17 protein-coding genes and 2 pseudogenes are annotated in these 22,660 nt (G+C 73.5%); 4 read left to right on the forward strand and 15 right to left on the reverse strand.

All coding sequences use genetic code 11. The features are described 5' to 3' along the window. Positions 1–8 precede the first annotated feature (8 nt). Positions 9–983: an alpha-ketoacid dehydrogenase subunit beta gene (locus tag ACFVHI_RS14935; protein ID WP_063348502.1), complete on the reverse strand. Its 975-nt coding sequence runs from the start codon at positions 981–983 to the stop codon at positions 9–11. Further along, entirely contained in the window at positions 983–2,137 is a 1,155-nt protein-coding gene (pdhA, locus tag ACFVHI_RS14940) for a pyruvate dehydrogenase (acetyl-transferring) E1 component subunit alpha (RefSeq protein ID WP_063348501.1), read from the reverse strand. The genes ACFVHI_RS14935 and pdhA overlap by 1 nt, the downstream gene beginning before the upstream one ends. A 426-nt stretch (positions 2,138–2,563) precedes the next feature. On the opposite strand from pdhA, the gene ACFVHI_RS14945 reads away from it, so the two are divergent. Together ACFVHI_RS14945 and ACFVHI_RS14950 are read left to right on the forward strand one after the other, a co-directional pair. After that, complete coding sequence (locus ACFVHI_RS14945) at positions 2,564–3,223, forward strand: response regulator transcription factor (protein WP_063348500.1); 660 nt, start codon at positions 2,564–2,566, stop codon at positions 3,221–3,223. Between the two features lie 67 nt (positions 3,224–3,290). Next, positions 3,291–4,391: a phosphotransferase gene (locus ACFVHI_RS14950; protein ID WP_079135737.1), complete on the forward strand. Its 1,101-nt coding sequence runs from the start codon at positions 3,291–3,293 to the stop codon at positions 4,389–4,391. Between the two features lie 20 nt (positions 4,392–4,411). Here the strand turns inward: ACFVHI_RS14950 and ACFVHI_RS14955 are convergent, their stop codons facing one another. The 11 genes and pseudogenes from ACFVHI_RS14955 to ACFVHI_RS15005 all read right to left on the reverse strand — a co-directional run bounded on the left by ACFVHI_RS14955 (position 4,412) and on the right by ACFVHI_RS15005 (position 16,016). After that, positions 4,412–6,139: a protein kinase gene (locus ACFVHI_RS14955; RefSeq protein ID WP_063348499.1), complete on the reverse strand. Its 1,728-nt coding sequence runs from the start codon at positions 6,137–6,139 to the stop codon at positions 4,412–4,414. A gap of 183 nt (positions 6,140–6,322) precedes the next feature. Then, the gene (locus tag ACFVHI_RS14960) at positions 6,323–7,786 is read right to left on the reverse strand and encodes a protein kinase (protein WP_063348498.1); all 1,464 of its coding nucleotides are present in this window, start codon (positions 7,784–7,786) and stop codon (positions 6,323–6,325) included. A 257-nt stretch (positions 7,787–8,043) separates the two neighbouring features. Continuing rightward, positions 8,044–8,655: a bacterial proteasome activator family protein gene (locus ACFVHI_RS14965; protein ID WP_208869088.1), complete on the reverse strand. Its 612-nt coding sequence runs from the start codon at positions 8,653–8,655 to the stop codon at positions 8,044–8,046. Between the two features lie 198 nt (positions 8,656–8,853). Next, positions 8,854–9,522, reverse strand: a complete 669-nt coding sequence (locus tag ACFVHI_RS14970; RefSeq protein WP_063348496.1) for a hypothetical protein — start codon at positions 9,520–9,522, stop codon at positions 8,854–8,856. A 134-nt stretch (positions 9,523–9,656) separates the two neighbouring features. Further along, positions 9,657–10,634 (reverse strand): NAD(P)H-quinone oxidoreductase, encoded by a 978-nt coding sequence (locus ACFVHI_RS14975; protein WP_063348495.1) that lies wholly within the window; start codon positions 10,632–10,634, stop codon positions 9,657–9,659. Positions 10,635–10,681: 47 nt separating this feature from the next. Beyond that, positions 10,682–11,728 carry a TrkA family potassium uptake protein gene (locus ACFVHI_RS14980; protein WP_079135735.1) on the reverse strand — a complete coding sequence of 349 codons (1,047 nt, stop codon included), beginning with the start codon at positions 11,726–11,728 and terminating at the stop codon, positions 10,682–10,684. A gap of 49 nt (positions 11,729–11,777) precedes the next feature. Beyond that, on the reverse strand, positions 11,778–13,031 hold the full coding sequence (locus ACFVHI_RS14985) for a molybdopterin molybdotransferase MoeA (protein ID WP_244293411.1): 1,254 nt from the start codon (positions 13,029–13,031) through the stop codon (positions 11,778–11,780). Continuing rightward, positions 13,028–13,309, reverse strand: a pseudogene (locus tag ACFVHI_RS14990) (DUF6457 domain-containing protein); the annotation flags it as partial. The gene ACFVHI_RS14985 and the pseudogene ACFVHI_RS14990, both read right to left, overlap by 4 nt. A gap of 108 nt (positions 13,310–13,417) precedes the next feature. After that, positions 13,418–13,987: pseudogene (locus ACFVHI_RS14995) on the reverse strand (molybdenum cofactor guanylyltransferase); the annotation flags it as partial. A gap of 16 nt (positions 13,988–14,003) precedes the next feature. Then, positions 14,004–15,005 carry an MBL fold metallo-hydrolase gene (locus ACFVHI_RS15000; RefSeq protein ID WP_063348492.1) on the reverse strand — a complete coding sequence of 334 codons (1,002 nt, stop codon included), beginning with the start codon at positions 15,003–15,005 and terminating at the stop codon, positions 14,004–14,006. A 246-nt stretch (positions 15,006–15,251) separates the two neighbouring features. Next, on the reverse strand, positions 15,252–16,016 hold the full coding sequence (locus tag ACFVHI_RS15005; protein ID WP_063351258.1) for a polyprenol monophosphomannose synthase: 765 nt from the start codon (positions 16,014–16,016) through the stop codon (positions 15,252–15,254). Positions 16,017–16,345: 329 nt separating this feature from the next. Between ACFVHI_RS15005 and manA the strand changes: the two genes are divergently transcribed. After that, on the forward strand, positions 16,346–17,536 hold the full coding sequence (gene manA, locus ACFVHI_RS15010; protein ID WP_063348491.1) for a mannose-6-phosphate isomerase, class I: 1,191 nt from the start codon (positions 16,346–16,348) through the stop codon (positions 17,534–17,536). Between the two features lie 74 nt (positions 17,537–17,610). Here manA and ACFVHI_RS15015 read toward each other — a convergent pair whose 3' ends face one another. Both ACFVHI_RS15015 and dnaB read right to left on the reverse strand, forming a co-directional pair. Beyond that, positions 17,611–19,077, reverse strand: a complete 1,467-nt coding sequence (locus tag ACFVHI_RS15015) for an acyltransferase (protein ID WP_079135734.1) — start codon at positions 19,075–19,077, stop codon at positions 17,611–17,613. Positions 19,078–19,157: 80 nt separating this feature from the next. Continuing rightward, on the reverse strand, positions 19,158–20,792 hold the full coding sequence (dnaB, locus tag ACFVHI_RS15020) for a replicative DNA helicase (RefSeq protein WP_167745861.1): 1,635 nt from the start codon (positions 20,790–20,792) through the stop codon (positions 19,158–19,160). Positions 20,793–21,244: 452 nt separating this feature from the next. On the opposite strand from dnaB, the gene ACFVHI_RS15025 reads away from it, so the two are divergent. Beyond that, complete coding sequence (locus ACFVHI_RS15025; RefSeq protein WP_063348489.1) at positions 21,245–22,585, forward strand: MATE family efflux transporter; 1,341 nt, start codon at positions 21,245–21,247, stop codon at positions 22,583–22,585. Positions 22,586–22,660 lie beyond the last annotated feature (75 nt).

Consider the following 22,660-nt stretch of genomic DNA (forward strand, 5'->3'; position numbering starts at 1 on the left):
CCCCCGGATCAGTACGCGAGTGCGCGGTCGACGGCGTCGAGCACGCGGTCCAGGTCGGGGAGGAAGGCCTCCTCGACGCGGGACGGCGGATACGGCGCGTGGTAGCCGCCGACCCGCAGAACGGGCGCCTCCAGGTGGTAGAAGCACCGTTCGGTGAGCCGGGCGGCCAGTTCGGCGCCCATGCCCAGGAAGACCGGCGCCTCGTGCACCACGACGGCCCGACCGGTGCGCTTGACCGACTCCTCCAGGGTGGTGAAGTCCACCGGGGAGAGCGAGCGCAGGTCGACGACCTCCAGGCGGCGGCCGTCCTCCTCGGCGGCCGCGGCGGCCTCCAGGCAGACCTTGACCATCGGGCCGTAGGCGAGCAGCGTGGCGTCGGTGCCGGAGCGCACGATCCGGGCGTCGTGCAGTCCGAGGTCGGCCGCGTCGCCGACCTCGCCCTTGTCCCAGTACCGGCGCTTGGGCTCCAGGAAGACCACCGGGTCGTCCGAGGCGATGGCCTGCCGCAGCATCCAGTGCGCGTCGTGCGCGTTGGACGGGCTGACCACGCGCAGGCCCGCGGTGTGCGCGAAGTACGCCTCGTGCGACTCGCTGTGGTGCTCGACCGCGCCGATGCCGCCCGCGAAGGGGATGCGGATGGTGACCGGGAGCTTGATGTTCCCGAGCGCGCGGGCGTGCATCTTGGCCAGCTGGGAGACGATCTGGTCGAAGGCCGGGTAGACGAAGCCGTCGAACTGGATCTCCACCACCGGGCGGTAGCCGCGCAGCGCCAGGCCGATCGCGGTGCCGACGATGCCGGACTCGGCGAGCGGGGTGTCGATCACCCGTCCCTCGCCGAAGTCCTTCTGCAGGCCGTCGGTGATCCGGAAGACACCGCCGAGCTTGCCGATGTCCTCGCCCATCAGGACGGTCTTCGGGTCGCTCTCCAGCGACTTGCGCAGCGCGCCGTTGAGCGCCTTGGCAATGCTGAGCTGACCGGCCATCAGTGGTTCTCCCCCGCCTCGAAGGAGGCCGCGTACTGGACGTACTCGGCCCGTTCCTCATCGACCAGCGCGTGCGGCTCGCTGTACACGTGGTCGAAGATCAGGGTCGGGTCCGGGTCGGGCATGCCGCGCACGCCCTCGCGCACCCGCAGCCCCAGCCGCTCGCTCTCGGCGTCGATCGCGGTGAAGAACTCCTCGTCGGCCAGGCCCTCCTTCTCCAGGAGGGCGCGGAGCCGGGCGATCGGGTCCTTGGCCTTCCAGGCCTCGGTCTCCTCGGTGGGCCGGTAGCGGGTGGGGTCGTCGGAGGTGGTGTGCGCGCCCATCCGGTAGGTGAACGCCTCGATCAGCACCGGGCCGTTGCCGCTGCGGGCGTGGTCGAGCGCCCAGCGGGTGACGGCCAGGCAGGCCAGCACGTCGTTGCCGTCGACCCGGACGCCGGGGAAGCCGAAGCCGGAGGCGCGGCGGTACAGCGGGATCTTGGTCTGGGTGGTGGTGGGCTCGGAGATCGCCCACTGGTTGTTCTGGCAGAAGAACACGACGGGCGCGTTGTAGACCGAGGCGAAGGTGAAGGCCTCGTTGACGTCGCCCTGGCTGGAGGCGCCGTCGCCGAAGTAGGCGATGACCGCGTCGTCGGCGCCGTCCTTGCTGATGCCCATCGCGTAGCCGGTGGCGTGCAGGGCCTGCGCGCCGATCACGATGGTGTACAGGTGGAAGTTCTTCTCGTTCGGGTCCCAGCCGCCGTGGTTCACGCCGCGGAACATGCCGAGCAGGTTGAGCGGGTCGACGTCGCGGCACCAGGCGACACCGTGCTCGCGGTAGGTGGGGAAGGCGTAGTCGCCGGTGCGCATGGCGCGGCCGGAGCCGACCTGGGCGGCCTCCTGGCCGAGCAGCGAGGCCCACAGGCCCAGCTCGCCCTGGCGCTGGAGTGCGGTGGCCTCGCCGTCGAACCGGCGGACCAGCACCAGGTCGCGGTAGAGGGCGCGCAGCTCCTCCGGGGTGGTGGTGAGCGGGTAGTCCGGGTGCTCGACCCGCTCGCCTTCCGGGGTGAGCAGCTGTACGAGCTCCGGCTGGGCGTCCTTCCCCGTGGCGCGGAGGGTGTCAGGGACGCCGGGGGCCGCCTTCTTGCGGGCCCTCGCCGTGCTTTTGACGGTCACGTTCACTCCTCGGTCTGTCCGGCCGCCCGGGGTCGCCGGTGACCGGTCCGGTCACCGCCTCGCGGGGCGCGCGTGGGTGTGCGCTCCTACTGCGGGGCAGGTGGTGATCCTGTTCCGACGGCGTCCCTCACGAGAACGTTACCCAGCGTCCGCCCTTGGCGCGCTTGCGCTAGGACGTCCTACTTGTTCAGGGCTTACAACCCCGAGGGTGCCGCGGGCAGCGCGCCGTCGGAAGGGTGGGGGTGACGGACCGCGTGACGCAGCTCTCAATTCGGGCGCCTTCAGGACACCAGCGCACGTTATCCGGGCGCGGGCCCGTACGTAAGGGGGTTCTCGGTATCGGTTTTGGACCGCCCCGGCCGGACCACCTGGCTGCGGCACCAGGGACGATAGGTCTTCCGTACGGTGATATGGGAGGCTTTGGACGTGACTGATAACGGACAAATCAGGGTGTTCCTGCTCGACGATCACGAGGTTGTCCGGCGGGGCGTGCACGATCTGCTCTCGGTCGAGGACGACATCGAGGTGGTCGGCGAGGCCGGCACCGCCGCCGAGGCGCTCACCCGGATCCCGGCGGTCCACCCCGATGTCGCGGTGCTCGACGTCCGGCTGCCGGACGGCAACGGGGTCGAGGTCTGCCGGGAGATCCGGTCCCGGATGCCGGAGATCAAGTGCCTGATGCTGACCTCGTTCTCGGACGACGAGGCGCTGTTCGACTCGATCATGGCGGGCGCGTCCGGCTACGTCCTGAAGGCGATCCGCGGCACCGATCTGATCACCGCCGTCCGGGACGTCGCGGCCGGCAAGTCGCTGCTCGACCAGGTCGCCACCAGCCGGGTGCTGGCCCGGCTGCGCGACGGCGGCGAGAAGGAGGACGAGCGGCTGGCGCAACTCACCAAGCAGGAGCGCCGGATCCTCGATCTGATCGGCGAGGGGATGACCAACCGTCAGATCGGCAACGAGTTGCACCTGGCCGAGAAGACGGTGAAGAACTACGTCTCCAGTCTGCTCGCCAAGATGGGCATGGAGCGACGCACCCAGGCAGCGGCCTTCGTGGCACGGCACCAGGCGGACCAGCAGCACTGATCAGAACAGCGATCACAGAACTGACGACTTGTCAAGGGCCCCCGCACGGGGGCCCTAACCTCTGGCTGTGACTTTCAGCCAGACCCTCTCCTGTTCCCCGGCCCGCCCCGACCTCTCCGCGCCGCCGATAGGGACCCTCAGTCCGCCCGTCCCGCGCGCCGCACTCGCCGAGGTCCTGGGCCGCTACCGGGTGGGGGGGCTGCTGACCGCCGAACCGGTCGCCGAAGGCCTGCTGAACCGCGGTTACCGGGTCACCACCGAGACCGGCGCGTACTTCCTGAAGTGCTACGTCGACGCCGCCACCGCCAGCCGCCCGAAGATCGTCGCCCACCACCGGGCGATGGCCGGGCTCCAGGCCCTCGGACTGCCCGTCGCACCCCCGCTGACCTGCGCCGAACGAGCCGGCACGGTGGCCGGCTACGGCGGCCGGCTGTTCGCGCTGTTCCCCTGGGTGGATGGCCGACACCGGCACGGTACCGACCTCTCCCCGCCGCAGTGCGACGCGCTCGGCGCGCTGCTCGGCCGACTGCACGGCGCGCTCGACGACGTGTGCGCCCCCTTCGAACAGCCCCCCGGCTACCGCACCGCCGACCCCCTCGACAGCGCCGACCTCGCCCGCGACCTGCGGCGCCACGCCCGCGACCACCGCCCGTACGGCGACCTGGACGCGCTGGTCGAACGGCGGCTCACCGAACGGCTGGAACTGCTCGCCGAACACGCCCACCGCCGCCCCGCCCCGCAGACCGCCCCGCCCACCGGCTGGACCCACGGCGACTTCCACGGACTCAACCTGCTGTACGGCGACGGCCCCGACGGCGGCCCGGTCGCGGCCGTCCTGGACTGGGACAAGCTCGGCCCGCAGCCGCGCGCCGAGGAGGCCGTCCGCGCCGCCACGCTGCTCTTCAACGACCGGGCGTCCGGCACCCTCGACCTGGTGCGGGTCCGCCACTACTCGCAGTCCTACCGGGCCACCGGGGCCGCCACCGCCGAACACCTGGCCGCCGCCGTCCACCGGGTCTGGTGGGAGCGGCTGAACGACTTCTGGATGCTCCAGTGGCGCTACCAGCGGGCCGACCACCGGGCCGACCCGCTCTACCCCGCCTCGGCCGGCCAGTTGACGTGGTGGTGCCAGGAGTACGAACAGGTCCTGGACGCCTTCGCCAACTGACCGGTGTCAGCCCGGCCCGATCAGGGCGTCGCCGGCGGCTGGGTCGCCGGCGGCTGGGTGGCCGGCGGGTTCGACTTGGTCACCGGCGGCTGCGTGGCCGCCCCCGTGCTGCCGCCGCTTCCCGTGCTCGGGGTGGTCGGCGCCGTGCTGGGCGTGCCGGGCGCCGTGGTGGGGGGCGGGGTGTGGCTGGGGGTCTGGCTGGGCGACGGGGTCGTCGAGTGCTTGCCCGAACCCGGCGACGGCGACATGTTGTTGTTGCCGTTGTTGTTGCCGCCGTTGTTGTTGCCGTTGTTGTTGCCGCCGTTGTTGTAGCTGCCGCCGTTGCTGCCGTTCTCGGTCGGCTGCGTCGGGCGCCGGCTGCCGGTGTTGGACGCGGGCGGGCTCTGCGAGCCGCTCTGGGGCGGCGTGCTGGGCTCGGTCGTGCTGACCGCCGGGAGCGGCGTCGGCGGCACGATGTGCGAGTTCCCGGGTTCGTTGCCGCTGAACGCGAACGCCATGCCGACCCCGGCCGCGAGCAGCACGGCCACGGCGCCGGCCACCCAGGCCCACGGCCCGCGCCGACGGCCGGAGTCGCCGTCGTCGTCGCCACCGTAGGGGCCGCCGGCCCCCGGGTAGGGCGTCGACGGGGTGTGCGGGCCGCCCGGGCCCCCCATCCCCTGGTAGGGCAGCACCGAGGTCTGGTCGCCGGGGCCGATCGCGCCGAAGGCCGCGGTGGCCGCGGTCTGGTCGGGCCGGATCACCTGGGTGGCGTCGGTGTTCCCCTGCCCCGCGGCGGCCAGCCCGGCCGTCGCGCCGGCCCAGCCCGCGCCGCCCGCGCCGTGCATCTCGCGCAGCGCGTGCTGGAGGTGCGCGCGGAACTCGTCGGCGTCCTGGAAGCGGTCGTCCGGGTTCTTGGCCAGCGAGCGCAGCACCAGCTGGTCCAGCCCGACCGGCACCCGGCCGTTGGCCTGCGAGGGCGGCACCGGCATGTCCTGGACGTGCTGGTAGACCACCGAGAGCGGGGTGTCGCCGGTGAACGGCGGGCGCAGCGCCAGCAGTTCGTACAGCATGCAGCCGGCCGCGTACAGGTCGGAGCGGTGGTCGACGGGCTTGCCGAGCGCCTGCTCGGGCGAGAGGTACTGCGGGGTGCCCATGACCATGCCGGTCTGGGTCATGGTGCTGGCCGTGCCGGTCAGCGCCCGGGCGATGCCGAAGTCCATCACCTTGACGGCGCCCGCGGTCGTGATGATCACGTTGGCGGGCTTGATGTCCCGGTGGACGATGCCGTTGCGGTGGCTGTAGGCCAGCGCCTCCAGCACCCCGGCGATGATGATCAGCGCCTGGTCGACCGGCGGCGCGTCCTCGTCCACCAGCAGCTCGCGGACGGTCCGGCCCTCGACCAGCTCCATCACGATGTACGGCGTGGACTCGTCCCCGGCGTACTCCTCGCCGGTGTCGTAGACCGCGACGATCGAGTGGTGGTTGAGCCCCGCGACGGCGTGTGCCTCGCGGGTGAACCGCAGCCGGGCGATGTCGTCCTGGGCCAGCTCGCCGCGGAGCAGCTTGACCGCGACCGTCCGGCCCAGCCGTACGTCCTCGGCCGCGAACACCTCGGCCATGCCGCCGCGGCCGAGCCGGTAGGTCAGCCGGTAGCGGCCGTCGCCGACCGTGCCCAGCGGCGCGGCCATGCCGCGGCCGGGGGTCTGCGGGCCGCCGGGCCCGACCGGGGGAAACGCGCTGGTCGCGGCGTCGTTGCCGGGTCCGGGCATCCTCGGCGTCCCGCCGGTCCGGCCGTCAGCTCCGGCACCCGTTCCGTCATCCGGCTGCTGCGTCTGTGCCATCGCTCCTCGCCCCGGGCGTTCGCTCGGATCGCGGTGCCCTGTCGCTTCGTATCCCCGAACGCTACCGCCTCCGGCGCGGGCCCGTGGCACGCCCGAACCGGCCGGAAAGCGTCAGAGCAGGCCATTCCGGTCGACCGGGAGGTCAACCACCAGCACCACTGCGGGCCGCTCACCGGTGGTGTGCCCGGTCTTGGTCTTCGTCTTGTTGTCCTGCGCCTTGTTGACCACGATCGCGATGATGATGCCGGCCAGCACGAGCACGCCGACGATGATCGCGATGACGACCACGGCCGTCGAGCAGCCGCCGCCGCTGGGCGCCTTCGGCTGCTGGTACGGCGGCATCGGCTGCGGCGGCGGGGTGTGCGCCCGCTGCGGCGGGGCCTGCTGGAGGTACTGGGGGTGCGGCGTGTGCGGTCCCTGCGGACGCGGCGGCTGGAAGGCCGGCGGCGGCGTCCGGTACTGCGGCTGCTGCGGCGGCGGAGGCTGCTGGAGGTACTGGGGATGCGGGGTCTGCGGTCCCTGCGGACGCGGCGGCTGGAAGGCCGGCGGCGGCGTCCGGTACTGCGGCTGCTGCGGCGGAGCCTGCTGCGGGTACTGGGGGTGCGGGGTCTGCGGCGCCGCGTGCACCGAGCGCGGCCCCTCGTTGATCACCAGCGGCGTGCTGGCCTGCAACGGGTGCCCGCTGCCGCCGCCCTTCGCGGCCGCGATCAGCCGCTCCGCCTCGTCCCGCATCGCCACCGCGCTCTGGAACCGGTGCGCCGGGTCCTTGCGCAGCGCCTGGGCGACGAAGGCGTCCACCGCCGGGGTGACCGACCGGTTGAGGGTGGACGGCGCCGGCGGCTCCTCCTGGACGTGCTTGTAGGCGATCGAGAACGCCGAGTCGCCGTCGAAGACCAGCTGCCCGGTGAGCATCTCGAAGAGCATCACGCCGACCGAGTAGAGGTCGGAGCGGGCGTCCACCGGCTTGCCGAGCGCCTGCTCGGGCGACAGGTACTGCGGGGTGCCGACCACCATGCCGGTCTGCGTCATCGACGTGGCGCCCGGTTCCAGCGCCCGGGCGATGCCGAAGTCCATGACCTTGACGTTGCCCTTGCGGTCGAACATGACGTTGCCGGGCTTGATGTCGCGGTGCACCAGGGACATGTCGTGCGAGGCCTCCAGCGCGTTCAGCACGCCGACGATGACCCGCAGGGCCTCCTCGGTCGGCATCGCGCCGTACTGGGCGACCGCCTCGTTGATCGCCTCGCGCAGGCCCTTGCCGTCCACCAGCTGCATGACGATGTACGGGGTGCTGGAGCCGTCCGGCGCGACGTCCTCGCCGCTGTCGTACACCGTGACGATGTTCGGGTGCTCCAGCCGGGCCACCGCCTGCGCCTCGCGGCGGAACCGCTCCTTGAACGAGGCGTCCCGGCCCAGCTCGTTGTGCATGCTCTTCAGCGCGACCTGCCGGTCCAGCACGCTGTCGTACGCGAGGTGCACCGAGGCCATGCCGCCCTCGCCCAGCAGCCGCTGCAGCACATAGCGGCCGTTGCCCAGGGAGGAGCCTCCGACCGCCGCGTTGCCGTGCTCGCTCATGGTCCTCTGCTCCCCCTCGGCGCGGCCGTGGCGCCGCGACCGTGACGTTCGGTCTCGTCCGTGCGTGGTGGGCCGGGCCCGCGGGCCTGGCGGACCCCTGCCGCGGCGGTACGACCGGCCTGCGACAGGGGTCAGGGTATCGGCTGACGCCGACGGTGATCGGTCCAGGGCCGGTCCTGCCCCCGGACCGCCGGCGCCGTCCGGCGGCGCCCCGGCCCGGGGCGGACCGTCGTGGTACGTCCGGTGTCGGCGGCCCGTTACAGGTACGGGCCGGAACGGATGCCGCGGCCCTGGCCCGGCTCGTCCTCGTCCAGTTCACCGCCGTGCAGACCGGGCGGCAGCGCCCGCCGCATCTGCTCCAGCTGGGCCCGCGCCGCCATCTGCTGGGCGAACAGCGCGGTCTGGATCCCGTGGAACAGGCCCTCCAGCCAGCCGACCAGCTGGGCCTGGGCGATCCGCAGCTCCGCCTCGGTCGGAATGATGTCCTCGTTGAAGGGCAGCGACAGCCGCTCCAGCTCGGCGACCAGCTCGGGGGCCAGGCCGAGCTCCAGCTCCTTGATCGAGCTGGCGTGGATGTCCTTCAGCCGGGCCCGGCTGGCCTCGTCGAGGGGCGCCGCCCGGACCTCCTCCAGCAGTTGCTTGATCATGCTGCCGATGCGCATGACCTTCGCGGGCTGCTCGACCATCTCGGTCACCGGGAGCTCACGCGGCAGGTCGCCCTCGTCCTCGTCCCCCGCCGAGCCGGCGAACCCCTGGCCCACGGGCAGCCCGTCCGGTCCGACGATCAGCACCTTCTGGCCGTCCTGCGACTGCCCGCCCGCGGCCTGGAATGGCTGCTGAAACGAGCGCTCGTTCATCGGATTCGTCATGAACAACATTCTCTCTCACTGGGGTTGGTCGGGCGGAAGCCCCCGTACAACCGCCGTCCTGAGCCACCGCTGACGACGGTACGCCCCCGGGCGCCGCCCCGGAATCCGTACGGATACTCAGCTCCCGGCCCGCCCCGGCCCCCCTGGGGCGTGCACACACCCCTCACGGAACCTCCCCCGCCGCACCCGCCCCGCGACTCAGCCCCGGCGCAGCCGCAACCCGATCAACCCCAGGCCGCAACCGATCAACCCCAGCCCCGCGCCCAGCGGGAACTGGACTGTCGAGGCGTCCCGCCAGCGGGCGGGCAGGACGGCGGGGACGGCGGCGGCGATGGCCTGGGCGGTCGCGGCGGCGGCGTCCGATGCGGCGGCGGCGTTCGGTGCGGCGGCGTCCGCCGTGTCCGGGGCGCCCTGGTCGGCCTCGGGCTGGTCCCCCGCACCGACCTGCCCGGTGCTCCGGTCAGGAACCTGGTCGGGGTTCTGCTCGGGAACCTGCGCAGGGGCCTGCCCGGGAGCCTGCCCGGGAGCCCGGTCCGGGGCGGTGTCGGCGTGCTCGGGCGCCCACACCGCCCAGCGCCGGTACACCCGGGCGTCACCCCGGCCGGGGCGCGGGTGCTGCGGCGGCCCGACCGCCGGAACGGCCTCGGGCTCCGGCCCGCCCACGACGGCGGGCTCGGCGGTGAACGGGGGCGGCGACGACGACGCCGGCCCGACGGCGGCGGCGGCCGAAGCGGCGGCCAGCGGGAGCGTGAGCCCGAGCACGGCCGCCGCGATCAGTCGCTGGGGCCGGCCCGGGCCGGTACGGCGGGTACGACGGTGGTGCGGCGCGGCGGGCAGCGGCCCGAGGAGGTGCGTTGGTGCGGCCACGGTCGGAGGTCCTTCCGACGGCCGACCGCGCGCGGCGGGGTCGGCGGCGGGACAGCTCCGAACCAGCCTCACACAATCCGACGATCAGGGCATTTCGGATGTTCCGCCTCGGGCCGCCGCCCCGCGGACCCGGATCAGGCCCGCAGCACGACCTTGCCGACCTGCTCCCCCGCCTCCAGCGCCCGGTGCCCGTCGCCGGCGTCGGTCAGCGGCAGCACCCGGTCGATCACCGGCTTCACCACCCCGGACTCCACCAGCGGCCACACGTGCTCGCGCACCGCCGCCACGATCGCCGCCTTCTCCGCCAGCGGGCGCCCGCGCAGATTGGTGGCGATCACCGCGGCGCGCTTGCGCAGCAGCGCGTTGAGGTCGAGCTCGCCCTTCACGCCGCCCTGCAGTCCGATGATCACCAGCCGCCCGTTGACGGCCAGCGTGTCCACGTTCCGCTGCAGGTACTTGGCGCCCATGATGTCCAGGATCACGTCCACCCCGGCCCCGCCGGTGGCCTCCTTGACCGCCTCGACGAAGTCCTGCTCGCGGTAGTCGATCGCGATGTCGGCACCGAGTTCGACGCACCGGGCCAGCTTCCCGGCGCTGCCCGCGGTCACCGCGACCCGCGCGCCGACCGCCTTGGCCAGCTGGATCGCCATGGTCCCGATGCCGCTCGCGCCGCCGTGCAGCAGCACCGTCTCGCCGGGCCGCAGGTGGGCGGTGAGGAACACGTTGGACCACACCGTGCAGGCGACCTCGGGCAGCGCGGCGGCCTCCTCGAAGCCCAGGCCTTTGGGCAGCGGCAGCAGCTGTCCGGTCGGCACCGCGACGAGCTGCGCGTACCCGCCGCCGGACAGCAGCGCGCACACCTCGTCGCCGACCGCCCAGCCGGACACACCCGGGCCGAGGGCGGCGATCCGCCCGGCGCACTCCAGCCCGGGGTAGGGCGAGGCGCCGGGCGGCGGGTTGTAGTGGCCCTGCCGCTGGAGCAGGTCGGCGCGGTTGACGGCGGTGGCCGCCACCTCGACCAGGACCTCGCCCTCGCCGGGCACCGGGTCGGGCACCTCCGCCCACACGAGTGCCTCGGGACCGCCGGGTACGGGAATCGTCATCGCATACATGCCCCGAACCTACTGCGCGTCACGGCGAGGAGGGGGCAAGGCCCGCGTCAGCCGGTCGACTTGATCACGATCACCCGGTCGGTGAGCTGGAGCACGGCGGCCTCGGGCTCGCTGTAGTTGAGCACCCGCCGGCCGCGGACCACCGCGACCACCAGGTCCTCGCACGCGCGCGGGCTGTGCCCGGCCTCGGCCCGGGTGACGGGGCGCTCGACCACGTCCAGGCCGTTGCCGTAGGTGAGCAGGTCCTCCATCACCGCGCCGGCGTGCGGGCTGAGCATCGACAGGCCGAGCAGCCGCCCGGCCGAACTGGAGCTGGTGACGACGACGTCGGCGCCGCTCTGCCGCAGCAGCGGGGCGTTCTCGTCCTCCCGGACGGCCGCGACCACGGTGGCGCCCTTGTTCAGCTGGCGCGCCGTCAGCGTGACCAGGACGGCGGTGTCGTCCCGTTCCGGCGCGATCACCACCCGGGCGGCGGTGGGCACCTCGGCCCGCAGCAGCGTGTCGGTGCGGGTGGCGTCGCCGACCACGCCGACCAGCCCGTGCCGGGCGGCCTGGTCGATCACCTTGCGCTGCGGGTCGACGACGACGATCTCGTCCTTCTTCACGCCCTGCCCGAGCAGGGTGTCGACGGCGCTGCGGCCCTTGGTGCCGTACCCGATGACGACGGTGTGCTCGCGCACGGTGGACCTCCAGCGGTTCAACCGCCACTGCTGGCGGGTTCGTTCGGTGAGCACCTCCAGCGTGGTCCCGACCAGGATGATCAGGAACACCACGCGCAACGGGGTGATCACGAAGATGTTGGTGAGCCGGGCGCCGTCGCTGTACGGGGTGATGTCGCCGTACCCGGTGGTGGACAGCGTCACGGTCGCGTAGTACGCCGCGTCCAGGAAACTGACCCCGCCGCCCGCGTTGTCGTTGTAGCCGTCCCGGTCGACGTAGACGATCAGCGTCGTGGCGACCAGGACGGCGAGCGCCACCAGCAGCCGGGAGCCGACCTGCCGGACGGCCGGCGCGCTCCGCCGGGCGGGCAGCACGATCCCGGCGTCCGACCACGGCTCGGTCCCCGGGGCGGGCGCGCCCCGCAGCCTGCTCATGCGGTCGCCTCCCGGCTGTCGTGGGACGCGCACGCCCCGGTGGGCCCGTTCACGGTGCCTCCAGCAGTTCGACGGGTGTGCCGGCCGCCGCGCCGCCGGGCGGGACCACGGCCAGCGCCTCGGCCCGGGCGAGGCCGCGCAGCATCGCGGGCCCGTCGAAGGCGAGTGGGACGACGCCGTCGGCGGTGTGCCGGACGGGCAGCAGCCGGGTGTCCACCGGGTGCCCGGGCAGGCCGACGGCGGCGGGTGCGAGGGCCGGGGTGACGGCGGACCGCCCGCTGCGGGCGTGCAGCAGCGGCAGGGCGAGGGTGACCGTCCCGGCGACGGCGGCCAGCGGGTTGCCGGGCAGCCCCACCAGGTGCCGCCCGCCCGGAAGTCCGCCCCCTGCGGGGCCGGCCGACGGGGATGCGGCCGACGGGAGTTCGGCCAGCAGCATCGGGTGTCCGGGGCGGACGGCCACGCCGTCCACCAGCAGCCGGGCGCCGGCCTCGGCGAGGGCCCGGTGCAGGAAGTCGACCGGGCCGGCCGCCGTTCCGCCGGTGGTGACCACGATGTCGGCGGTGGAGTGCCGCAGCGCGTCCCGGAGCAGCCCGAAGTCGTCCCGGACGGCCCGCACTTCGGCCACCTCGGCACCAGCTGCCCGCAGCCAGGGCGGCAGCAGCGGCCCGAGCGCGTCCCGGACCAGGCCCGGACCGGGGACGCCCGAGGCGAGCAACTCATCGCCGAGGACGAGCAGTTCGACCACCGGGCGACGACGCACGGCGAGCCGGTCGTGACCGCAGGCGGCGGCCAGGCCGAGCACGGCCGGGCCGACCGGGACGCCACCGGGCAGCAACGCCTCGCCGCGGCGGCACTCCTGGCCGCGCGGGCGGACGTCCTGACCGGTGGTCAGCGGGTGGCGGCCGCAGTCGTGCAGCAACGTTCCGTCCGTGCGGCCGTGCTCACGGCGCAGGACGGCGGTGGCGCCCGGCGGCAGTTGGGCGCCGGTGGCGATCTCGACGGCGGCGCCGTCGGCCAGCGGCGCGGACGCCGCCCGGCCGGCCAGCACCCGCCCGGCGACCCGCCAGGGGCCCGGCCCGGCGACCGCCCAGCCGTCCATCGCGGAGGTGTCGAAGGCGGGCAGGTCGGTCAGCGCGGTGAGCGGCTCGGCGAGGGTGCGACCGAGCGCCTCGGCGAGCGGCAGCCCGACCGCCGGCAGCGGGCTCAGCCCGGCCCGGCGGGCGGCCTCGCGGGCCTGCGCCCAGCTCAGCACGCCGGGACCGGTCGACGGGGCGGCCACGGTGGTCTGCCCGACGGCGCTCACGCCTCGCCCGGCCCGGCGGCGGCGCTCCAGCGCTCGGCGAGCGCGGCGGTCCGCCGGGCGGCCTCGGCCACGGCCTCCGGCCCGCCGCCCTGCTGGGCGGCCGCGTAGCCGATCAGAAAGGCGGTCAGCGGCGCGGCCGGGCGGGCCACCCCGTGCGCGACCACCCGGGTGAGGTCGAGCAGTCCCCGGACGTCGACGTCCAGGTCGATGCCCAGGTCGGCCCTGACCTCGGCGATCCAGTCTTCCAGCGTGCGCTCCATGCGCCCATGCTGCCTGATCGGCGGTTTCCCCGGAGTGTTCGCCCCGTGTGCGGCGCGCGTCGTTTCCCGCACGGACGCCCGCGCGGGCCGTGCACACGGACCCCGAGGGAGCCCCTACGACCGGTCGCGTTCCCGGGCCTGTTCGAGGTCCTCCCAGGTGTCGCAGTCGTAGGCGACGTTGTCGGTGTCGGCCACCAACTGCCGGGCGAGAGCACCGGTGAGGCGGCGCAGCGGGAGGCCGGCCGGATCGCCGAGGGCGGCCAGCGCGGTGCGCAGCGGGGCGGTGCGGTAGGCGGCGGCGAGCGGCTGGTCGCGCCCGCCGGCGTCGACCAGGACGGCGGCGTCGACGGCCGGGCCGGCCTCGGCGAGGGCGGTGACCAGCCGGTCGACGGTCCGCCGGTCCAGGAACGGCAGGTCGGCGGCGAGCAGCAGCACGGTCGGCGCGGTGACCAGGTCGAGTCCGGCGGCGACGGCGGCGACCGGCCCGCCGCCCGGCGGCTGCTCCCTGGTCCAGCGGACGCCGGTGCGCGCGGTCGGCCGGCCGGGGCCGACCACGACGGTGGTGCGGGCGCCCGCGCAGGCGGCGAGCACCCGGTCGAGCAGGGTGGTCTCGCCCACGGTCAGCCCGGGTTTGTCGGCCCCGCCGAGGCGACGGGCGGCCCCGCCGGCCGGGACGATCACGTCGTAGGGCGTCATGCGGCCAGTATCCGCCCTACTCGGCTTCGCCCTTCCCGGGCTCCGTGCGCTCCTCGGTGATCTCGTCCTCGACGATCTCCGCCTCGATGATGTCGTCCTCGACGATCTCCGCCTCGACGATCTCGCCCCCTCGCGCCGCCCGGGCGGTGTTGACGGCGGCGCCCAGTTCCAGGATGGCCGGCAGCGTCAGCTCCCCGTACCGCTCGTTCATCGCGGTGACCAGTGCCTCCGGGTCGTCCGGGTGCACGGCCAGCAGCCGGTCGAAGTCCTGGAGGTACTCGCCGGTGAAGGCGAGCACCCGGGCGACGTCGTCGCCCTGGTCGGGGGCGCGGTGGCCGGCGATGACCCGGTCCACGCCGAGGTCGGCGATCCGGCCGAGGTTGTGGCCCCAGGTGGTGCGCTGGGCCGGGGTGGTGTCGGCGGTCCAGACGTGGGTGCCGTTGTAGGCGAAGTCCCCGGCGATCACCGTCCGGATACTTGGCACGTGGACGACCGTCGAGTCGCCGCAGTCGCCCTGGCCGAGCAGCAGCACGGGGATGACCTGGCGGTCGAGCATGAGGGGCTGCGGCAGCAGCGGGGCGGGGATCAGCGGGTGGTCCGGGATGTCGTCGCCGTAGACCGGCTTCCACTGGGCGACCTTGGCGGCGGCGGTGCGCCGGATGCCGTCGACCACGGCGGGCGCGGCCAGCAGCCGGGCGTCGGGGAAGAGCTTCAGCACCTCCTCGGCGCCGAAGTAGTGGTCGGGGTGGTGGTGGGTGACGACGATGGCGAGCAGTCGGCGGCCCTTGCCGGCGACCCATTCGGCGAGTTCGCGGCCGGCGCTGCGGGTGAGCTGGGCGTCGACCAGGATCGCGGTCCGCTCGCCGAGGATCAGGGTGGAGGTGGCGAAGAAGGCCGATTCGGGGCCGGTGAAGACGGCGACCTCCAGCGGGCGGGCGGGCCGCTCGTGGTCCGGGGCGGCGGCCTCGGCGGCCGTGCGCTCCGCGCCGGCGCCCTCCTCGGGCGGGGACGACGTCACTGGCTGCTCCCTCTGGTCGGCGGTCGGACTTCCTGCGCCCTACAGCATGGGAGTACCGGTGTCGGATTGCGCGGAAGGCGCGCCCGGCGGGGCGCGCCTTCCGGCTCAGGTCACATCGCGGTTCGGACGGCCGGCGCCTTGGCGTTGTGGGCGGCCTACCCCAGGGCACGAAAACGCCCGGGGCCCGTCCGTTGTGACAGCGGACGGGCCCCGGGCGGTTACGTCGTGGAGGTTACGTCGTGGAGCTCAGCGCTTGATCGCGCCGCGCAGGCGGGCCAGCCGGTCGGAGACGCCCCAGGCGGTCACCCGCCACAGCGCCTCGACGACGATGCTGCGGCTCATCTTGGACGCGCCCAGCTCGCGCTCGACGAAGGTGATCGGCACCTCGGCCACCTTGAACCCGGCCTTCACCGTGCGCCAGGCCAGGTCGACCTGGAAGCAGTACCCGGCCGAGGCCACCTCGTCCATGCCCAGGCCCAGCAGGGTCTCCTTGCGGAACGCCCGGTAGCCGCCGGTGACGTCCCGGATCGGCACGCCGAGCGCCAGCCGCGAGTAGGTCGAGCCGCCGCGGGAGAGCAGCAGGCGCGACTTCGGCCAGTTCACCACCCGGCCGCCCGGCACCCAGCGCGAGCCCAGCACCAGGTCGGCGCCGCGCAGCGCGCCCAGCAGCCGGTCCAGTTCCTCGGGCTGGTGCGAGCCGTCCGCGTCCATCTCGACCAGGACGTCGTAGCCGTGGTCGATGCCCCAGCGGAAGCCCGCGAGGTAGGCGGCGCCCAGGCCCTCCTTGCCCTTGCGGTGCATGACGTGCACGTTCGGGTCCTCGGCGGACAGCTTGTCGGCCAGTTCGCCGGTGCCGTCGGGGCTGTTGTCGTCGGCGACCAGCACGTGGGCCTCGGGGACCGCCGCCCGCACCCGGCCGACGATCCGCTCGACGTTCTCCGCCTCGTTGTAGGTCGGAATGATCACCAGGACCCTGCCGAGATCAGCAAAACTCTGCTGGTTCACGGTCACGTACAAACCTCTCGGCCGATGGCGGGGAGTGTCAGAACACCATCGCCCGCACTCTGGAACGCGGCTCCGCCGGCAGCCCGCCGACGGAGTGACCACGGTGGAAACTGCTGTGCAGGGCGGAGACTACTGCGTCCTGGCATCCTACTACCGCGCCCGGGAACCACCGGTCCGGCCAGGGCACTCCCCTCCGGTACCCGCCGTTTCCTCGCGGGCGACACCGGTCGGCTAGGGTCGATGACCTTGCCCGTGCCCGGACCCCCGCACCGCCGGGCCCGTTGCCCCGACGATCCGGCACACCCGCCACCCAGCGAAGGAGTAGGACCGCGCGCATGGACAGGCTCATCAACACCGTCCGCCCGTACGCCTGGGGGTCGCTGACCGCCCTGCCCGAACTGCTCGGGCAGGAGCCGACCGGCGAACCGCAGGCCGAGCTGTGGATGGGCGCCCACCCCGGCGACCCGTCGCGGGCCGACCGGGGCGAGGGGCCCCGCCGGTTGGACGAGCTGATCGCGGCCGACCCCGAGGGCGAACTCGGCGCCGCGACCGTCGCCCGGTTCGGTCCGGCCCTGCCGTTCCTGTTCAAGATCCTGACCGCGGGCATCCCGCTGTCCATCCAGGCCCACCCCACGATCGCCCAGGCCCGCGCCGGGTTCGCCGCCGAGAACGCCCTCGGCATCCCGCTGGACGCCCCCGAGCGGAGCTACCGCGACGCCAACCACAAGCCCGAAATGGTCTGCGCGCTGGGCGCCTTCGAGGGGCTCTGCGGCTTCCGGCGGCCCGCCGAGGCGGCCGGGCTGATGGCCGGGCTCGCGGTGCCCGGGCTCGGCCCGCTGATCGACCTGCTGGCCGTCGAGGACGAGGCCGAGGCGCTGCGCGGCACGCTGGCCGCCATCCTCACCATGGACGGGAAGGCCGCCGAGGAGACCGTCCGGGAGACGGCCGCGGCCCTGGCCCGCACCGACCCGGCCGGCGACTACGGGCCGTACGCCCGGATCGCCGAGGACTTCCCGGAGGACCGCGGTCTGATCGCCGCCCTGCTGCTCAACCACTTCCGGCTCCGGGCCGGCGAGGCGCTCTACCTGGACGCCGGCGTGCCGCACGCCTACCTGGCGGGTGCCTGCGTCGAGCTCCAGGCCAACTCCGACAACGTGCTGCGGGCCGGCCTCACCCCCAAGCACATCGACCTGCCCGAGCTGCTGAAGGTCCTGGTCTTCGAGGCGGGCGCCCCCGAGCTGCTGCACCCCCGCCCGGTCGACGGCACCGCCGGCGAGGAGCTCTACCCCGTCCCGATCGACGAGTTCCGGCTCTCCCGCTTCGTCCTGGACGGCCGGGACCGCGAGATCGACGGCCGCGCCCCGCAGATCCTGCTCTGCACCGAGGGCACCGCCCGGCTCACCGCCGCCGACGGCACCACCCTGGACCTCGCCCGCGGCCGGTCGGCCTTCCTCCCCGCCACCGGCGCCCCCACCCGGCTGTCCGGCACCGCCACGACCCTCTTCCGCGCCACCGTCACCGTCTGACGGCACCCAGGAACCACGCGCCGAGGGCTCGCCTCCCGGGTAGGAGGCGAGCCCTCGGTGTGTCCGTGCGGCGGTCAGCCGACCCGTTGCCCCGGGCCGCCGGCGCCGACTTCGACCGGCACCTGATCCTTCTCCTGATCCTGGCCCCCGCCCTGGCCCTTCTCCCCGGACTGGGCCGGAACAGCCCCGGCGGCCTCGCCGGTCGCGGGCGCCCCGATCGACACGGCGGCCGCCGGCTGCAGGGCGCTGCCCGGCCAGCGGCGCTCGACCGCCTTGGCCACCTTGCGGCCCAGCTTCTGCACGGGCAGCTCCACCAGCCGGTACATCACCCAGCTCGCCAGCATGATCACGACGAGGTACTCGGCCGTCCAGATCAGCTTGCCGCCGGTCGTCGGCGGCACCTTGGGCACGTGCAGCAGCGGCTGGATGGTGTGGACCAGCGGGACGTGCAGCAGGTAGAGCGAGAAGCTGATCCCGCCGAGCCAGGTGAGCGGCTTCGGGAAGCGGCGCTTGCGCAGCGCCATGCCGATGCCGAACGTGATCCAGGCCCCGAGGTAGGAGCCGGCCCAGGCCATCCAGCCGGCCGTCCAGGTGTTCTGCTCCATGCCGTCACGGTTGTACATCCAGGCGACGGCCACCCCCGCGACGACCACGAAGCCGCAGCACAGGATCGCCTGGAGGCGGTCGATCTGGCGGTTCTCGGCCCGGTAGATCGCGGTGCCCGCGAACATCGTCGCGAAGATCATCAGGGTCTCGAACATCGGGGCCCGGCTGTTGTTGTACATCAGCACGAAGCCCAGCAGACCGAGCGTGATCGCCCCGACCCGGGTCAGGTTCGGCCGGCCGCTCAGCACGCAGGCGAAGCCGAACAGCACGATCAGGACGGAGCCCCAGACCAGGTTGCGGGTCGAGGTGATGTCGCTGGTCAGCGTGTGGGAGGCGATGGAGGTGCCGAAGAGCAGCGCCACGCCGGCGAAGCCGACCGCGATCGGGCCGCTGCGGCGGTGCTGGCCGACCGTGAAGAGCGCGGTGACCATGTAGTAGAAGACCATCTCGTAGCTGAGGGTCCACATGACGCCCAGGCCGTTCCAGACGCCCATGAAGTCCTGCAGCATGGTCGAGTTGGCGGCCACGTAGATCAGGTCGTGATCGGTGGCGAAGAGCGCGACCGAGCCGTCGCCCTTCGGGATGATGGCCAGCGCCACCGTGATACCGATGATCACCGGCGGCCAGAGCCGGAAGATCCGTCCGATCCAGAACGCCCGCACGTCCCCGCGACGCTCCAGCGAGGCCGGGATGATGTAGCCGCTGACCAGGAAGAACAGCATGACGCCGTAGAGGCCCAGGTCGGCGTGCCACCAGATGAAGGACGCCACCCCGTCCGGCAGCATCTTCAGGACGTCGAAGTGGTGGAGCGCCACCACCAGGGCGGCCACGCCGCGAAGCGCGTCGAGCCAGCCCAGCCGACTGGCCGACCCGCTCGCCCGAGCCTTCGTGCTTCCCCCGGCCCGGCGGGCGGACAGCTGTCGTATCGTTTTCACCGCACGGACAGTAGCTCATCACACTGCTGCGTTGGCCTCGGTGACGGTCGGACGAGGCCCCCCGGTGCCCCTCGTCAGTGCTAGTCCCGGGTCATGTCGACGAAGCGCGAGTAGTGGCCCTGGAAGGCCACCGTGATGGTGGCGGTGGGGCCGTTACGGTGCTTGGCGACGATCAGGTCGGCCTCGCCGGCGCGCGGGGACTCCTTCTCGTAGGCGTCCTCGCGGTGGAGCAGGATGACCATGTCGGCGTCCTGCTCGATCGAGCCGGACTCGCGCAGGTCGGAGACCATCGGCCGCTTGTCGGTGCGCTGTTCGGGGCCACGGTTCAGCTGGGAGAGCGCGATGACCGGGACTTCCAGCTCCTTGGCCAGCAGCTTCAGGTTTCGCGACATGTCGGAGACCTCCTGCTGGCGGTTCTCGGCCCGGCGGGAGCCGCCGGACTGCATCAGCTGGAGGTAGTCGATGACGACCAGCTTGATGTCGTTGCGCTGCTTGAGCCGGCGGCACTTGGCCCGGATCTCCATCATCGACAGGTTCGGGGAGTCGTCGATGAACAGCGGCGCCTCGCTGACGTCGGGCATCCGGCGGGCGACGCGGGTCCAGTCGTCGTCCGTCATGTTCCCGGAACGCATGTGGTGCAGCGCGACCCGGGCCTCGGCGGACAGCAGGCGCATGGCGATCTCGTTGCGTCCCATTTCGAGCGAGAAGATCACGCTCGGCAGCTTGTTCTGGATCGAGCAGGCGCGGGCGAAGTCCAGCGCCAGGGTCGACTTGCCCATCGCGGGGCGGGCCGCGATGACGATCATCTGGCCGGGGTGGAGGCCGTTGGTGAGCGCGTCGAAGTCGGCGAAGCCGGTCGGGACGCCGGACATCTGGCCGTTGCGGGAGCCGATCGCCTCGATCTCGTCGAGGGCGCCCTCCATGATGTCGGCGAGCGGCGCGTAGTCCTCGTTGGTGCGCTGCTCGGTGACGGCGTAGATCTCCGCCTGGGCGGCGTTGACGATCTCGTCGACGTCGCCCTCGGCCGCGTAGCCCATGCCGGCGATCCGGGTGCCGGCCTCGACCAGGCGGCGCAGGACGGCGCGCTCGTGGACGATCTGGGCGTAGTACTCGGCGTTGGCGGCGGTCGGGACGGAGTTGACCAGGGTGTGCAGGTAGGAGGCGCCGCCGACGCGCTGGAGCTCGCCGCGCTTGGTGAGCTCGCCGGCCACGGTGATCGGGTCGGCCGGCTCGCCGCGGGCGTACAGGTCGAGGATCGCGCCGTGGACCATCTCGTGCGCGGGCCGGTAGTAGTCGGCCGGCTTGAGCACCTCGACCACGTCGGCGATGGCGTCCTTGGACAGCAGCATGCCGCCGAGGACGGACTGCTCGGCGGCGAGGTCCTGCGGGGGGACGCGCTCGAAGCCGTCCGCGCCGCCCTGGCCCTCGTCGTCGCCACGGCGCTGCCAGCCGCCGCCACCGCCACCGCTCTGCGAACCGTCGCGCTGGGAGCCGCTCCGGCCGCCCTTGCCGCCCTTCTGGAAGCCGCCCTCGCGGCCGCCGCCGTCGCGGTTGCCGCCCTGGCCGGAGCGGCCGCGGGAGACCGGGAGCCGGTCGCCGGGCCCGTCGGGGAAGGACGCGTCGTCGAAGGCGCCGGCGGGGAAGGGGTCCTCGGCGGGCTGCCAGTCCTCCTCCGGCGGCGGGGCGTCGTGGTCGTCGTACTGGGGGCCGGTCACGCGTGTTCCCCGATCAGCGAGTGGTGCGAGTTGGAGCGGGTCTTGCCGGTGGCTGGGTGGAGCGGAGCCGCTCCTCTTTGTACGCCACGGCACCGACAAATCGGACGCCGGGGCGGGCGGGAGTGTCGGGCGGAGGGCCCACGCTAAGGCGCCGGGAGCCGTTCAGCCAAGGCGGTTATCCACAGGGGGTGTGGACGAGCGGCCCTGGGCTGTGGAGAAGTGCCGCAAAGCTGTGGACGCCCCTGTGGAAGGCCCTGTGGATAACCGGACCATCTGTCCACCGTCAACCTGTTGACCAGGTATTACCTCTTTCCGGGCCTGTGCATGAGAAATTCTTCACACACAGCCGGACCCCCGCGGGCGCGAAGCGGGTCGAACACCTCGCTCAAGAATTCGAGTAATAGACAACTGCCACTAGCAGTCATTACCTGTGGATGAGTAGCCTGGAGCCCATGACCGCCCCTCCCGCAGCCCCGACCCCCTCCAGACGCCAGCACGACCGGGAGATCCTCGCACTGGCCGTCCCGGCCTTCGGCGCGCTGGTCGCCGAACCGCTCTTCCTGATGGCCGACTCGGCGATCGTCGGCCACCTCGGCACCCCACAGCTGGCCGGGGTCGGCATCGCCGCCGCCGCGCTGTCCACCGCGACCGGCGTGTTCGTCTTCCTCGCCTACGCCACCACCGCGGCGGTGGCCCGCCGGATCGGTGCCGGGGACCGCCGCGGCGCCGTCCAGCAGGGCGTCGACGGCATCTGGCTCGCCCTCGGTCTGGCCGTCCCGGTGGTGCTGCTCACCGTGCTGCTGGCCCCCTGGGCGGCCGACGTCCTGGGGGCTTCGGAGACCGCCGCCCCCTACGCCGTGACGTACCTGCGGATCAGCGCCCTGGGCATCCCCGCGATGCTCATGGTGATGGCCGCCACCGGCGTGCTGCGCGGCCTCCAGGACACCCGCACGCCGCTGCTGGTGGCGATCGCGGGCTTCGCCGCCAACATCGGCCTGAACGCCGGCCTGGTGTACGGCGCCGGGCTCGGGGTGGCCGGCTCGGCCTGGGGCACCGTGCTCGCGCAGACCGGGATGGCCGCCGTCTACCTGGTCGTGGTGGTGCGCGGGGCGCGGCGCGAGCACGCCTCGCTGCGGCCGGACGCGGCCGGCATCCGGGCCAGTGCGAGGGCGGGCGGTCCGCTGCTGGTCCGGACGGTCAGCCTGCGCGCGGTGCTGATGATCGCCACCGCGGTGGCCGCCCGGCTGGGCGACGACCAGGTGGCCGCGCACCAGATCACCATGACGCTGTTCAGCTTCCTGGCCTTCGCCCTGGACGCCATCGCGATCGCCGGCCAGGCGATCATCGGCCGCTACCTGGGCGCCGAGGACATCCCGGGCGCCAGGGCCGCCACCCGTCGGATGGTCGAGTGGGGCATCGGCTCGGGCGTGCTGCTGGGTCTGCTGCTGGTGGCCGCCCGCCCGCTGTACGTCCCGCTGTTCACGCCCGATCCGGCGGTGCAGGGGCAGTTGGACACCGCCCTGCTGCTGCTCGCGCTCAGCCAGCCGGTCGCCGGTCTGGTCTTCGTGCTGGACGGGGTGCTGATGGGCGCCGGGGACGGCCCCTACCTGGCCTGGGCGGCGATCGCGACCCTGGCGGTGTTCACCCCGGCGGCGATCGCGGTGCCGGCCACCGGCACCGGGCTGGCCGGGCTGTGGTGGGCGATGAACCTGTTCATGCTGGTCCGCGCGGCCTTCCTGGTCGGGCGGGCGCGCGGCGGCCGCTGGCTGGTCACCGGGGCCGTCCGGAGCTGACGGCGCCGGGGCCGAGGGCTCCGGCACGGAATGCGCCGACACCGAATGCGCAGGGGCCGAACGCTCCGGAACACG

This window comes from Kitasatospora sp. NPDC127121, from assembly GCF_042677305.1.
In the GTDB taxonomy this organism is placed as follows: Bacteria; Actinomycetota; Actinomycetes; order Streptomycetales; family Streptomycetaceae; genus Kitasatospora.

Excerpts from the sequence above, each read along its gene's own strand:
- ACFVHI_RS14935 (WP_063348502.1), bottom strand. The coding sequence starts at position 983 with ATGGCCGGTCAGCTCAGCATTGCCAAGGCGCTCAACGGCGCGCTGCGC.
- ACFVHI_RS14955 (WP_063348499.1), bottom strand. The coding sequence starts at position 6,139 with ATGCCCGGACCCGGCAACGACGCCGCGACCAGCGCGTTTCCCCCGGTC.
- ACFVHI_RS14960 (WP_063348498.1), bottom strand. The coding sequence starts at position 7,786 with ATGAGCGAGCACGGCAACGCGGCGGTCGGAGGCTCCTCCCTGGGCAAC.
- ACFVHI_RS14965 (WP_208869088.1), bottom strand. The coding sequence starts at position 8,655 with ATGACGAATCCGATGAACGAGCGCTCGTTTCAGCAGCCATTCCAGGCC.
- ACFVHI_RS14975 (WP_063348495.1), bottom strand. The coding sequence starts at position 10,634 with ATGTATGCGATGACGATTCCCGTACCCGGCGGTCCCGAGGCACTCGTG.
- ACFVHI_RS14980 (WP_079135735.1), bottom strand. The coding sequence starts at position 11,728 with ATGAGCAGGCTGCGGGGCGCGCCCGCCCCGGGGACCGAGCCGTGGTCG.
- manA (WP_063348491.1), top strand. The coding sequence starts at position 16,346 with ATGGACAGGCTCATCAACACCGTCCGCCCGTACGCCTGGGGGTCGCTG.
- ACFVHI_RS15025 (WP_063348489.1), top strand. The coding sequence starts at position 21,245 with ATGACCGCCCCTCCCGCAGCCCCGACCCCCTCCAGACGCCAGCACGAC.